Origin of the sequence: Niallia circulans, assembly GCF_003726095.1 — a bacterium.
Classification (GTDB): Bacteria; Bacillota; Bacilli; order Bacillales; family Cytobacillaceae; genus Niallia; species Niallia circulans_A.
Genome location: NZ_CP026031.1, coordinates 744486 through 757685 on the forward strand (window position 1 = coordinate 744486; position 13200 = coordinate 757685).

The window sequence follows — 13200 nt, forward strand, 5'->3', positions numbered from 1 at the left end:
TTCTTTTTCATTACGAGCCAAAAGGAGAGACAAAATGCATTTAGCACAACCCTATTATTTTTTGCTGCTAATTTTTATTGGATTATTCATCCTAATATATTTTTTTCGCAAAAAATATACAAAACAAACTATCCCCTCCAATTTACTTTGGGAGGAAGTTCTTAAGGAAATGAGGGCATCCTCCTGGTTTCATAAATGGCAAAATAATGTTCTATTCTGGCTGCAGCTTCTATGCTTGCTACTCTTGATGTTTGCATTAGTAGGACCATATTTTGCTAAAGAAACGATGAAAGGGGAGCAAATCATATTCTTATTTGATACCTCGGCTTCGATGGCCGCGAATGGTAGTAGCTCTAACCGTTTAGAAGATAGCAAAAAAGAAGCACTCGAAATGATGAAAAGTCTTCAGAAAAATCAAGCTGTTACGATTTTAGAGGTAAATGATCGTCCTCAAATTCTTCTGCATAATGAGTCAGAGCGCGATAAAATAAGTGCTGCAATTAAAGGGTTAGAACTTTCCTATACACATGAAGACTGGCAAAGTGCAACAGAGCTGACGGCAAGTCTAGCGAAAGAGGGTAAAACGGCCATTCATATTTTTTCGGATGGGCTGGAGAAGGAAAGGATAAAAAATATCGATTCTTTTTATGTAAAAGTACATAATCAAGAGCAGGAAAAAGCAGAAAATATTTCGATTTTATCTTTTGGTGTATCAAAAAATGCCGATAAAGTAGCGGGTGTTGCAATGGTGGAAAATCAAACTGATTCCCATAAAACCATACCTTTTCAAGTTGAAAGTGAAAAAACAGTACTTTATCAACAAGATATTGAATTAAAGCCAAAGGAAAGAAAAGTAATTGCGATAAACGAGCTTCCTGAGAAATCTTATTACGATGCTAAACTTAATGCTTCAGATGATTTTGCAGTTGATAATATGCAAACCGCTGTATTAAATAAACAGGCAACAACTATTTATACTGATAATGAAATGAATCCTTTTTTGGTAAAAGGATTTGAGGCGATTGGGCTTCAAGTTATCCAAATGGAGAATAAAGAAGATTTTCTCACCAAAAAGGATAGTATTTTCCTATTATCTGGGTCTGCGTTACCCGAACACATCGAAGGTCCATTTGTTTTCTTCTTTACAGGAGGAAAAAAAGAAGAAGTGCAAACAGTGATAGAACCAAGTGAGGATGAACTACTTTTACATGTCGATATGAAGGATGTTTTTATCGCAAGTGCAATGAAGCAGACAATGAAAACGATGAAACCTATTGTTAAAAGTGGAGAACTGCCGTTAATTCAAAAAGGCGAATGGAATAATCAGCCCGCAATAGCTATTCAATTTGACTTAAAAGATAGTGATTGGCCATTACATCCAAGTTTTCCGATCTTTTTATATAATATGTATCAATGGCTTTCTTCTCAATCCAATTATGTAGGTGATTTTCAGCCATTAGAATCGCGGACCATTCATTTAACAAGCAAAGAAACAGAGTGGGATATTTATAATGAAAACGACCAATTAGTGAGAACCTTCTCGTTGGATGATGGTTTTCAAGCACCTAAGCTGCCTGGTGTTTATCAATTGACAAATGGCTCTGAAATTCTATATTTTTCCGTAAATCTCGATGATCGAGAGAAGACGACTGCTACGCAAAAGTCGTTTGTTCTAAATGAAGATAAACTAATAGGCAATGAAATGACAAAAAAGCAGAATGATTGGTTCTGGTATATTTTATGCTTGCTTGCGCTGATCATTTTATGTATGGAATGGGAGGTGTACCGACGTGCAGATAGAGTTTAAATACCCATTCATTCTATTAATCTTTCTACCTATTATCTTTCTTCTTTATCGATATTGGAAACAGTCAAGGACGATGTCAAATAGAAAAGAAAGACAAGTTATTCTCTTTTTAAGAAGTTTGATTTTTGCTTTATTAATCCTTGCGCTTGCCATTCCACAAATAGTTCTGCCGCAAAAAGAAAACCAAGTTGTTTTTCTGATGGATCGCAGTGCAAGTGTACAAGATGCAGGAGAGCAGCAGTTTGAATGGCTGGAAAAAAGCTTGCGATATAAAAAGGAAAAAGATCTCTATAGTGTACTTTCCTTCGGAGAAAAAACAACTATAGAGCAAATGATGGGCAAAGAGGAACTTCGTTTTTCTAAATGGAATGAGGAGTTAGGTAAAGACCACACAAATATTGAAGGGGCGCTTAACCTTGCTAGCAGTGTTTTTTCCAATAATAGCGGCGGTAGGATTATACTGTTTACCGACGGGAACGAGACGATGGGGAATCTTACCGAAGCGGCAAAATTATTAAAAAACCGCTCCATTGAATTAGACACTGTGCTGCTTGAACCCTCTTTATATGAAGATACTGCTGTTACAGATGTAGAAGTGCCGTCTACTTTATTTGAAGGGGAACAAGCAAATGTTTCTGTAACCATTGAAAGTAATAAGGCGAAAACGGGCTTACTTCATTTTTATGAAAATAATCATAAAATTGTTTCAAAGTCTATCAAAGTGAAAGAAGGTACAAATGTAATCCCTATCCAGTTTCCTGTAAAACAGACTGGATTGGTAACATATAAAGCAGAAGTTGATCTAATGAATGATGCCTATGCTGAAAATAATAAGCTTCAGGTTGTCAATATGGTTAAAACCATTCCGAAAATTTTAGTAGTGCAAAATAGCCCCAATGAATCATTTGTTCAAGCATTAGAAGCTGCTGGATATAAAGTAGAGGTTCGTTCCTCTATTCAGCTTCCTACTGTGCTTTCTGGCTATTTGAATTATCAGTCGATTATTTTTAATAATATTGCAGCAACAGATATTACGGAAAAGCAAATGAGTCTTATTGAAAAAAGCGTGAAAGATTTTGGCGTCGGTTTTCTCATGACAGGTGGAGAAAATAGCTTTGGATTAGGAGGATATTTCCAAACCCCTATCGAAAAACTATTGCCTGTTGATATGGATATAAAAGGGAAAAAGGAAATGCCCTCACTAGCATTAATGATTGTGTTAGACCGCTCTGGAAGTATGGACGGATCGAAATTTTCGTTAGCAAAAGAAGCAGCAGCACGGACTGTTGAATTGCTTCAAGAGACAGATACATTAGGATTTATAGCTTTTGATGATAAGCCATGGGTGATCGTAGAACCTAAACCTTTGAAAAATAAAGAGGAAGTTGTAGATAAGATTCGTTCTGTCCCAGTTGGCGGCGGAACCGAAATTTATGGATCATTACTGGAAGCCTATGAGCAAATCAGTGATTTAGATGTAAAAAGAAAACATATTATTTTGCTAACAGATGGACAATCCGCAACGAATAATAATTATGAGGAGTTAATTAATAATGGCAGTAAGAAAAATGTTACAATTTCGACGGTGGCTTTGGGGGCGGATGCAGATCGGAATTTATTAGAAAAATTAGCGGAAATGGGAGCTGGACGTTTTTATGATGTACAGGATTCTTCGGTAATTCCTTCGATTCTATCAAGAGAAACCGTTATGGCGACAAAAACTTATATTGAGGATAATCCGTTTTATCCCCAAATAAAGTCTGGTTATGGGTGGGATTCCTTGTTTAGTAAAGGGGTACCAGAAATGAATGCCTATATCGCCACAACGCCAAAATCAGAAAGCATCGTTCCAATTGAGAGTACAAAAAAAGATCCTATTCTTGCGGAATGGCAATACGGTCTAGGAAAGGCAATAGCTTTCACTTCTGACGTAAATGGCATGTGGGCAGGAGATTGGGCGCGTTGGAACCAATGGAGTAGTTTTATGACAAAAATGGTCGAAAAAACCTTGCCACAGTACGATTCGGAGGCATATTCTTTATCTGTTGAAAAAGCGAAGGACAGAACCTATCTATCGATAACAGCGGATCACTTATCAATGCTTCCGATTGAAACAACCATTATCTCCGAAAGAGGAGAAACGGTGGAAGGAAATACTAAAATGCTCGCTCCTGGAAAATATGAAGTGGATGTTGGCAATGATCCTGGTCTTTATTTTATTCATGTCAAACAAACAGATGAGGACGGAAACGTTACTGTTTACCAATCAGGATTTACCGTTCCCTATTCAGACGAATATTTAATTACCGGAGCAAATAAAGAAAAGCTTGCTGAGCTTCTGGCGATAACTAACGGATCTCAGCTGGAGAAAGAATCACAAGCGTTTCGTCCGTTGAAGGAACCAGTTAAACAAAAGCAGGAGATTACCGAAATCTTGCTGTTAATTAGCTTCCTGCTTCTATTTTTCGAAATTGCTATTCGAAGACTTGGATTACCAGTGAAATTTTTCCCTGTCTTTGAAAAGAGAAAAAGAGGTAAGCACCAAAAGAGTCGAATACCTTCTATCGAGAAGAAAGGTGTAGCACCTAAAGAAAGACCAGTTACTTTCAAAAAAGATGTTTCAAGCAGAGAACCGAAACAAAAGCAAGAAAAACCGCGAGAGAAGATAAAGACGGAAAAGGTAGACAGCGAAAATCATTTGGAACAATTATTAGAAATGAAGCGGAAGAAAAAGCGATGAATCAGATTGTTATAAGACTGCAGACAAACTTTATTGGTTGTCTGCAGTTAGTTTTTTGAGGTGGAAAGGGTAATAAAGAAGAGTTCTCTGTGACCGAAAGAAGGGGAAATAAGAGAAAAGGGTAATAGAGAAGAGCCCTCTGTGACCAAAAACGGTGTGAAGCGGAGAAAAAGGTAATAGAGAAGAGCTCTCTGTGACCGAAAACGGTGTGAAGCAGAGAAAAGGGTAATAGAGAAGAGCTCTCTGTGACCGAAAACGGTGTGAAGCGGAGAAAAGGGTAATAGAGAAGAGCTCTCTGTGACCGAAAACGGTATGAAGCGGAGAAAAGGGTAATAGAGAAGAGCTTTCTGTGACCGAAAACGGGATGACGCGGAGGAAAAGGTAATAGAGAAATCTAATGAAAACCAAAATCTATTTTATGTTATATGAAAAAATCTAAGACAGAGTCAAAAAAACTAATTCATTTATAGAATTTCCGTCCAGTTTGTACAACGATAACCGAGGCGCTTCCGCATTTCGGTTTGTCCAGCTCCGGGGGTCTAGGGGCTGATGGGCTTCCCGCCGCTTCCCTACGATAATTCAACATCAGTTCACTGTCGTTCACTGTGTTTCCTATATCTCAGGAAACGCCACTCCACCCCACACGCCACTAAACGGACCCCCGCCGCTTTTTGATTTGTCCAGCTGCAACGCCTATCGTTTAGCAAACTTCCAGGTGTCTTCCCTACGATAAGTCAACATCGCTTCCCTACCGTTCACCGTGTTTCCTTTATCTCAGTCAGAAACCTTCCAGTTTGTACAACGATAATCAAGGCGCTTCCGCATTTCGATTTGTAAAGATATTTTCTTGACATCTTTTTTTCTGGTGTGTAAAATAGTTGATGTAAAGGCTTTTGACTTAACACGGGGGTATTATTCGATGCTTGAGAAAACAACGAGAATGAATTATTTATTTGATTTCTATCAGTCGTTGTTAACACCGAAGCAACGAAGCTATATGTCTCTTTACTATTTGGATGATTACTCTCTTGGGGAGATTGCTGCTGAGTACAATGTAAGCCGTCAAGCGGTGTATGACAACATTAAACGTACGGAAGCAATGCTAGAAGAATATGAGAATAAGTTAGGGTTACTTCAGAAATTTCAGGAACGTCAAGTTCTTTTTGAAAAGATGAAAAAAATGCTAGAACATGATACCTTATCTATATCTGCGTTGCGAGAAGCAGTAGAGGAACTAGAGAAATTAGATTAAGGAGGCTGACGTATGGCATTTGAAGGTTTAGCTGACCGACTGCAGAACACGATGCAAAAAATCCGTGGAAAAGGGAAAGTAAATGAAGCGGATGTTAAAGAAATGATGCGTGAAGTTCGTCTTGCACTCCTTGAAGCGGACGTTAACTTTAAAGTGGTAAAAGACTTTGTTAAAAAAGTAAGTGAACGTGCAGTTGGACAGGAAGTGCTAAAAAGCTTAACTCCTGGACAACAAGTTATTAAAGTAGTAAAAGAAGAACTTACTGAATTAATGGGTGGAGAAGAAAGTAAAATTGGCGTTAGTAAGCGCCCGCCAACTGTTGTTATGATGGTCGGATTACAAGGGGCAGGTAAAACAACAACTACTGGTAAGCTTGCGAATTTATTGCGTAAAAAACATAATCGTAATCCGTTATTGGTTGCTGCTGATATTTATCGTCCTGCTGCAATTAAGCAATTACAAACTTTAGGCAAGCAGCTTGATTTTCCGGTATTTTCACTAGGAGATCAAGTTAGTCCAGTTGAAATTGCAAAACAAGCAATTGAAAAAGCAAAAGAAGATCATCATGATTATGTTTTAATTGATACAGCTGGTCGCCTTCATGTAGACGAAGCACTAATGGATGAATTAAAGCAGATCAAAGAACTTGCAAACCCAGAAGAAATATTACTCGTTGTCGATGCAATGACAGGGCAGGATGCTGTTAACGTAGCTGGCAGTTTTAACGAGCAGTTAGGATTAACGGGAGTTGTTTTAACAAAGCTTGATGGGGATACACGCGGGGGAGCAGCACTTTCGATACGTTCTGTAACAAATACACCAATTAAATTTGTTGGTTTGGGAGAAAAAATGGATGCGCTTGAAGCATTTCATCCTGAGAGAATGGCTTCCAGAATCTTGGGAATGGGCGATGTCCTTAGCTTAATCGAAAAAGCACAAATTAATGTAGATGAAGAAAAAGCAAGAGAGTTAGAAAAGAAAATGAAGTCTGATTCATTTACCTTTGATGATTTTCTTGATTCCCTAAGCCAAGTTAGAAGTATGGGACCACTTGACGAATTATTAAAAATGATGCCAGGTGCGAACAAAATCAAAGGCTTAAACAATATGAAAGTGGATGAAAAGCAAATTGCCCATGTTGAGGCAATCATTAAGTCCATGACAAAGCAAGAAAAAGAACATCCTGAAATTATCAATTCTGGCAGAAGAAAGCGTATTGCGAAAGGAAGCGGAAGAACGGTTCCAGAAGTAAATCGACTTTTAAAGCAGTTTGATGATATGAAAAAAATGATGAAGCAAATGACCAATATGGGTCAAAAAGGCAAGAAAAAAGGTAAATTTAAATTACCATTTAACCCTTTTTAACAGCGGTTTTTTGTAAAAAAAAGGATCTGTTTGTCCATTGAAATGGCGCGGAGACTGTCTGTGAGAGGGCGTAAATAAAGATTTTTAACACTGACAAGAAAAAACACTTTACAAAGTGTTGGAGTATCTGATAATATACTATCTTGTGTGAAACTATTCGGAGGTGCAATATTAAATGGCAGTAAAAATTCGTTTAAAAAGAATGGGAGCAAAAAAATCTCCTTTTTATCGTATCGTAGTAGCAGATTCTCGTTCACCACGTGATGGACGTTTCATTGAAACAGTAGGAACTTACAATCCAGTAGCAAACCCTGCTATCGTGGAAATCAACGAAGATAAAGCTCTACAATGGTTACAAAATGGTGCAAAACCATCTGATACAGTACGTAACCTATTCTCTAACCAAGGTATTATGGAGAAATTCCACAATATCAAAAACGGTAAATAATATTTGATGCAATGAAAGAGCTTATAGAAACGATTGTTAAGCCCCTTGTTGATTTTCCAGAGGAAGTTGCTGTCACTGTAACAGAAGAGGATAATCGTATCACTTACTTGCTTTCTGTCAACGAGAATGACATTGGAAAGGTAATAGGGAAGCAAGGGCGAGTTGCTAGAGCAATTCGAACGATTGTTTATGCAGCAGGATCATTACAACAAAAGAAAATTATTGTTGATATTAGAGATTAAATGAAAAGGAAGGAGGGGGAACCCTCCTTCCTTTGTTTTTTAGGGAAAATAGAAGCCTTTGGCTGATAAAATGGAAATTTAGCTGAAAAAGGAGCAATCTAGGCTGATAATCGCGCTATTTAGCTATTATTATCAAAATTTAAGCTAATATATACTTCATTATCCTAAAAGGATGAAACAAACGCTAGCTTTTCTGAAAAATAGCTGTAATTTCATTCGGTACATGAATTTTCCCCTTTGCTTTTAGACGAAAAGAGTAATCTGTGTTACTTTGTTAGTAGTAAGGACTAAAGTTGTCATCTGTTAGGAGGAAGTAAATGAAGATTCTTCAGTCTGTAACAGTAAAACAAGTATTAACCGAAACTACCAAAAAGTCGATTTCCGATCGATATAAGCAAGAAATACAGCAGCTAGAAAAAGAAATACAGCAGCTTCAATTTGAAGAAAGAAAACAATTGAAAAATAATCCTTCTATTTCGGAAATAAAAACTTTTTTTCGTAAGGAAGTTACAAATAAATTAGAGAAACAAAAAACGATAGAGTTTCAATTAAAGCAATTACATATACTACCACTAGGGACAGAGATTAAAGAACAGGAAGTAATGGGACTTGTTGATGTTCAAGTAGGACAGGTTTGGGAAAGTGCTAATAAGACGATTGTTCTCAAAGATGGAATAGTGGTTGATATTCGATAGAGGTGAAGGTAATGGAAAAATGGTTTAATGTTGGAAAAGTTGTGAACACCCATGGGATAAGAGGAGAAATTCGCGTTATTTCTCGTACTGATTTTCCAGAAGAACGATATAAGATTGGAAACACCATTTATTTTTTTCAAAATGATAAAGCAAATCCCCTAGAACTGATAATTAAAAGCCATCGTGAGCATAAGAACTTTAATCTACTTACATTTGAAGGCTATGATAATGTGAATGATGTAGAATTTATGAAGGGAGGTCTCCTGAAGGTTCCAGAAAGTTTTTTAGGAGAGCTCGCGGAGAATGAATACTACTTCCATGAAATTATTGGCTGTAAAGTAGTGACAGTTGAAGGAGAAGAACTTGGAGAAATCACAGAAATATTAACACCAGGTGCAAATGATGTTTGGGTGGTAAAGGGGAAAGATAAAAGTGAAATTTTGATTCCTTACATTGAAGAGGTAGTCATGAAAGTAGATGTAGAAGAAAAAGTAGTTGTCATAGAGCCGATGGAAGGGCTGTTGTCTTAATGAAAATAGATGTATTGACGTTATTTCCTGAGATGTTTGAAGGAGTCCTTCATAGCTCCATTTTAAAAAAAGCACAAGAAGCAGAAAAAGTAGCTTATAATATCGTCAATTTTCGCGATTACTCCGATAATAAACATCAAACCGTTGATGATTATCCATATGGAGGAGGTGCTGGGATGGTGTTGAAGCCACAGCCTATATTTGACGCTGTGGATGCTCTAAAACCAAAAGATAACAGAAAGCCTCGTGTCATCTTAATGTGCCCGCAAGGCGAAAGATATAGTCAAGCAAAAGCGGAGGAATTAGCACAAGAAGAGCATTTGATTTTCATTTGCGGACATTATGAAGGCTATGATGAGAGAATTAGAGAACATTTAGTGACAGATGAAATCTCCATTGGTGATTATGTCCTTACAGGCGGCGAATTAGGGGCTATGGTCGTTATTGATAGTGTAGTACGTTTATTACCAGGCGTGCTTGGAAAAGAAGCATCCCATGTTAATGACTCTTTTAGCACTGGTTTGTTGGAGCATCCTCATTATACTCGTCCGGCCGATTTCCGAGGAATGAAGGTACCAGACACGCTGCTTTCTGGAAATCATGCACATATTGATGAATGGAGAGAAAGGGAATCCTTCCGAAGAACGATTGAAAGGCGCCCGGATTTACTAGAAAATTATCCGCTGACTGAGAAGCAGAAAAAGTTGGTAAAAGAGTTGACAAATCAGCATCATCCAAGCTAATTGGATACGGTATGGTGATGATTAGATGAATGAATCTATTAAGGAGCAAGGTAATACTATTATTTTTAGAAAAAATATTGCTGTTATTCTCCTTTTATGTTAAGATAACACTTGTGACTTAAACAGATGAATTTCTGTGAAGGGTCTTATAACGATGTTCCGCTGCAAGAGGTCTCAAACTATGAGTGCAAGAGCGTCTGTTGGAAGGAGTTGAAAACGATGCAAAAATTAATAGAAGAGATTACAAAAGAACAACTTCGTTCTGATCTTCCTGCGTTCCGTCCTGGTGACACTGTACGTGTACACGTGAAAGTTGTTGAGGGTACTCGTGAACGTATTCAGTTATTTGAAGGTGTTGTAATTAAGCGTCGTGGTGGTGGAATCAGCGAAACTTTTACAGTACGTAAAGTTTCTTACGGAGTTGGCGTTGAGCGTACATTCCCTGTTCACACACCTAAAATTGCGAAGCTAGAAGTTATCCGCCGCGGTAAAGTACGCCGTGCGAAACTTTACTACCTACGTAACCTACGTGGTAAAAAAGCTCGTATTAAAGAAATTCGATAATTGTTACCAAAAAAGAGCCTGTTCTTGTAACAAGCTCTTTTTTATATCTTTAAATGCTGCTTATAGAAAACTCGTATATTAGAAAGAATAGTTCTGTAATTCATCCAAAAATGAGAGAGATGCAGAGAGGAAAGGAAACTGAAGTGATCTTTTAATGGAATCACTACTTTGCAAATCGATCTCTAATCTTTATATTAACGATTTTAAGTAATAGGAAGCAAAAGTCCAACTGCAATCTTTCCAATTTTACTTCACTCGGAAATTCCGCTAAAATATTATCATGATGGATAAGTTTTTTTATCTTACATAAAAAATACCTATATTGTTCAGTTAAGGATTGGTGAAAGGTATGGCAACTGAAAAGAAGAAGAAAAATGAAGTATGGGAATGGAGTAAAGCATTAATAATTGCTGTTTTACTTGCTGTTGTTATTCGCTATTTTTTATTTGCTCCAATTGTAGTTGATGGTGAATCCATGCAGTCTACATTGCTCGATCAAGATCGAATGATTGTCAATAAGATAAATTACAAAGTAAGTGAACCAAAGCGCTTTGATATTGTTGTGTTCCACGCTCCGGAAGGTAAGGACTATATAAAAAGAGTAATTGGTCTACCAGGAGACACAATTGAATATCGCGATGATGTATTATATGTGAACGGACAAGCTTATGAAGAACCTTATTTAGAACATAATAAAGAAGGCGTAATGGGCCCTCTAACAGAAGATTTTACAGCAACTGTGCCAAAAGGAGAATTGTTTGTGATGGGAGATAACCGTCGCAATAGTAAAGATAGTCGCCATATTGGTACGATTGGTTTTGATAAAATTATTGGCACCACAAGTGTTATATATTGGCCAATAGCTGATTGGAAAATAGTAGAATAATGTTAGTGGAAGAAATAGAGGTGCATGCATGACTATACAATGGTTTCCAGGCCATATGGCCAAAGCCAGAAGGCAAGTAACGGAAAAATTAAAGCTAGTTGATATTATTTTTGAATTAGTGGATGCGAGAATTCCACAATCTTCACGAAATCCAATGATTGATGAAATTATTCAGCATAAGCCAAGAATTGTTTTATTAAATAAAGCAGATATGGCAGATAAAGAACGAACAAAAGAATGGATTCACTATTTTCAAAGTAAAGGCATAAGAGCACTTGCGATTAACTCTCAAGCAGGTGTTGGAATGAAAGAAATTACTGCTTTAGCAAAAGAAGTACTAGCAGAAAAATTTGATCGGATGAAAGCGAAAGGGATTAGACCGCGAGCGATTCGAGCGATGATTGTCGGCATTCCAAATGCAGGTAAATCCACTTTAATCAATCGGTTGGCAAAGAAAAACATTGCCAAAACAGGGAATACACCTGGTGTAACCAAAGCACAGCAATGGATTAAAGTAGGGAAAGAGCTGGAGTTATTAGATACACCAGGAATACTATGGCCGAAATTTGAAGATCAAGAAGTAGGCTTAAAGCTTGCGTTAACAGGAGCAATAAAGGATACAATTTTGAATTTGCAGGACATTGCCATATTCGGGCTTCGCTTTTTGGAAAAGGAATATCCGCAACGCTTAAAAGAAAGATATCAATTAGAAACGATTCCAGAAGATACAGTAGAGTTGTTTGATCGTATTGGTGAGATTAGAGGAGCTCTGTCAGGGGGAGGTATCGTTAACTATGATAAAGTAACGGAACTAATTATTCGTGACATTAGAGGTGAAAAGTTTGGTCCGCTAACGTTCGAAAGAGCAGACGAAATGTAAGGATGAAAACTGCAATGAGAAGTGGCTAAAAACAGACACTTCTCTTTTTTGTGTAATATAAATGATTAGGTTTATTGCATTTGTGTAGACGCTTTGAATTTTATGGGAGAAAAGAAATAAAGCATCCAACAAGAACGATAGGACGATTTATAGGCCTGATATGTATATTGGAAGGCAATGTGACCAGGGCTGTAAAAAAGGAAGCGATTAAACCGATATAACTACTGAGGTGTAAACAATGAAATTAGCAACAATGAAAGATATTAAAGAGGCGCTAGAAGCAATAAGGGAAGTAAATGACCCATTTATCCTCGAATTAGAAAAGGACGAGAGGAAAGGGGCTCAGAAGCTCTTAGAGGCTTGGAAGAAGAGGATAGAGAAAGAAGAAAAGCTTCATCAGCATTTTCTATCGATGAACTACTATGAACAAATGATTAGAAAGCAGGGATATACATATATTGCAGGAATCGATGAGGTTGGCAGAGGGCCGCTTGCAGGTCCTGTTGTTACAGCAGCTGTCATCCTGCCAGAAGATTTCTATTTACCAGGTATCGATGACTCAAAGAAATTATCTGAGAAAAAAAGAGAACTATTTTACGAGGTAATCCAAAAAGAAGCAATCGCCATCGGAGTGGGAATTATTTCACCTGCTGAAATTGATCGCATAAATATTTATCAAGCAACAAAAAAGGGGATGCTTCTAGCAATAAATGAACTTTCACAAACACCAGAATACTTACTAATTGACGCAATGAAATTAACGACACCTTATCCAAGTCAATCTCTTATTAAAGGAGACAGTAAAAGTGTTTCTATTGCTGCAGCAAGCATAATAGCAAAAGTGACAAGAGATCGTATGATGAAAGAGCTGCATCAAGAATATCCAGATTATCATTTTGCAACAAACATGGGCTATGGGACACAGGAACATGTGGCTGCCCTAAAAGAATACGGAATTACCATTCATCATCGTAAAAGTTTTTCTCCTGTGAAAGAGATGGTAGAAACTAACTAATTTGGTCAATCTGTATGGAAGGAAGGAGGAAGA

Annotated in this window: 13 protein-coding genes; all 13 read left to right on the top strand. The window is 37.4% G+C overall.

Annotated elements, in window-relative coordinates; all coding sequences use genetic code 11:
* Nucleotides 1-34: 34 nt before the first annotated feature.
* The 13 genes from C2I06_RS03350 to C2I06_RS03410 all read left to right on the top strand — a co-directional run bounded on the left by C2I06_RS03350 (nt 35) and on the right by C2I06_RS03410 (nt 13167).
* Nucleotides 35-1807, top strand: a complete 1773-nt coding sequence (locus C2I06_RS03350; protein ID WP_123257447.1) for a vWA domain-containing protein — start codon at nt 35-37, stop codon at nt 1805-1807.
* The gene (locus C2I06_RS03355; protein WP_249928271.1) at nt 1791-4547 is read left to right on the top strand and encodes a VWA domain-containing protein; all 2757 of its coding nucleotides are present in this window, start codon (nt 1791-1793) and stop codon (nt 4545-4547) included. The genes C2I06_RS03350 and C2I06_RS03355 overlap by 17 nt, the downstream gene beginning before the upstream one ends.
* Nucleotides 4548-5466: 919 nt before the next feature.
* A complete protein-coding gene (locus C2I06_RS03360) occupies nt 5467-5799 on the top strand; it encodes a putative DNA-binding protein (RefSeq protein ID WP_095329158.1) in 333 nt (110 codons plus the stop codon).
* A 12-nt stretch (nt 5800-5811) separates the two neighbouring features.
* A complete protein-coding gene (gene ffh, locus C2I06_RS03365; RefSeq protein WP_047939980.1) occupies nt 5812-7164 on the top strand; it encodes a signal recognition particle protein in 1353 nt (450 codons plus the stop codon).
* A gap of 175 nt (nt 7165-7339) precedes the next feature.
* On the top strand, nt 7340-7612 hold the full coding sequence (rpsP, locus tag C2I06_RS03370; protein WP_016201097.1) for a 30S ribosomal protein S16: 273 nt from the start codon (nt 7340-7342) through the stop codon (nt 7610-7612).
* 11 nt (nt 7613-7623) lie between these two features.
* Nucleotides 7624-7854, top strand: coding sequence for a KH domain-containing protein (locus tag C2I06_RS03375; RefSeq protein WP_031534442.1), 231 nt, complete (start codon nt 7624-7626; stop codon nt 7852-7854).
* A 317-nt stretch (nt 7855-8171) separates the two neighbouring features.
* Nucleotides 8172-8549: a YlqD family protein gene (locus C2I06_RS03380; protein WP_095329160.1), complete on the top strand. Its 378-nt coding sequence runs from the start codon at nt 8172-8174 to the stop codon at nt 8547-8549.
* 11 nt (nt 8550-8560) lie between these two features.
* Nucleotides 8561-9079, top strand: a complete 519-nt coding sequence (gene rimM / locus C2I06_RS03385; RefSeq protein ID WP_095329161.1) for a ribosome maturation factor RimM — start codon at nt 8561-8563, stop codon at nt 9077-9079.
* Nucleotides 9079-9822: a tRNA (guanosine(37)-N1)-methyltransferase TrmD gene (gene trmD / locus C2I06_RS03390; RefSeq protein WP_095329162.1), complete on the top strand. Its 744-nt coding sequence runs from the start codon at nt 9079-9081 to the stop codon at nt 9820-9822. Before rimM ends, trmD begins: the two co-directional genes overlap by 1 nt.
* Nucleotides 9823-10041: 219 nt before the next feature.
* Entirely contained in the window at nt 10042-10386 is a 345-nt protein-coding gene (gene rplS, locus C2I06_RS03395) for a 50S ribosomal protein L19 (protein ID WP_047939984.1), read from the top strand.
* Between the two features lie 349 nt (nt 10387-10735).
* The gene (gene lepB, locus C2I06_RS03400; protein ID WP_095329163.1) at nt 10736-11272 is read left to right on the top strand and encodes a signal peptidase I; all 537 of its coding nucleotides are present in this window, start codon (nt 10736-10738) and stop codon (nt 11270-11272) included.
* Nucleotides 11273-11300: 28 nt separating this feature from the next.
* Nucleotides 11301-12152: a ribosome biogenesis GTPase YlqF gene (gene ylqF, locus C2I06_RS03405; protein ID WP_123257448.1), complete on the top strand. Its 852-nt coding sequence runs from the start codon at nt 11301-11303 to the stop codon at nt 12150-12152.
* Between the two features lie 238 nt (nt 12153-12390).
* A complete protein-coding gene (locus C2I06_RS03410) occupies nt 12391-13167 on the top strand; it encodes a ribonuclease HII (RefSeq protein WP_095329165.1) in 777 nt (258 codons plus the stop codon).
* Nucleotides 13168-13200: the final 33 nt, after the last annotated feature.

Excerpts from the sequence above, each read along its gene's own strand:
- C2I06_RS03350 (WP_123257447.1), top strand. The coding sequence starts at position 35 with ATGCATTTAGCACAACCCTATTATTTTTTGCTGCTAATTTTTATTGGA.
- C2I06_RS03360 (WP_095329158.1), top strand. The coding sequence starts at position 5,467 with ATGCTTGAGAAAACAACGAGAATGAATTATTTATTTGATTTCTATCAG.
- lepB (WP_095329163.1), top strand. The coding sequence starts at position 10,736 with ATGGCAACTGAAAAGAAGAAGAAAAATGAAGTATGGGAATGGAGTAAA.
- trmD (WP_095329162.1), top strand. The coding sequence starts at position 9,079 with ATGAAAATAGATGTATTGACGTTATTTCCTGAGATGTTTGAAGGAGTC.
- rpsP (WP_016201097.1), top strand. The coding sequence starts at position 7,340 with ATGGCAGTAAAAATTCGTTTAAAAAGAATGGGAGCAAAAAAATCTCCT.
- C2I06_RS03375 (WP_031534442.1), top strand. The coding sequence starts at position 7,624 with ATGAAAGAGCTTATAGAAACGATTGTTAAGCCCCTTGTTGATTTTCCA.
- rplS (WP_047939984.1), top strand. The coding sequence starts at position 10,042 with ATGCAAAAATTAATAGAAGAGATTACAAAAGAACAACTTCGTTCTGAT.
- rimM (WP_095329161.1), top strand. The coding sequence starts at position 8,561 with ATGGAAAAATGGTTTAATGTTGGAAAAGTTGTGAACACCCATGGGATA.
- ffh (WP_047939980.1), top strand. The coding sequence starts at position 5,812 with ATGGCATTTGAAGGTTTAGCTGACCGACTGCAGAACACGATGCAAAAA.
- C2I06_RS03410 (WP_095329165.1), top strand. The coding sequence starts at position 12,391 with ATGAAATTAGCAACAATGAAAGATATTAAAGAGGCGCTAGAAGCAATA.
- ylqF (WP_123257448.1), top strand. The coding sequence starts at position 11,301 with ATGACTATACAATGGTTTCCAGGCCATATGGCCAAAGCCAGAAGGCAA.
- C2I06_RS03380 (WP_095329160.1), top strand. The coding sequence starts at position 8,172 with ATGAAGATTCTTCAGTCTGTAACAGTAAAACAAGTATTAACCGAAACT.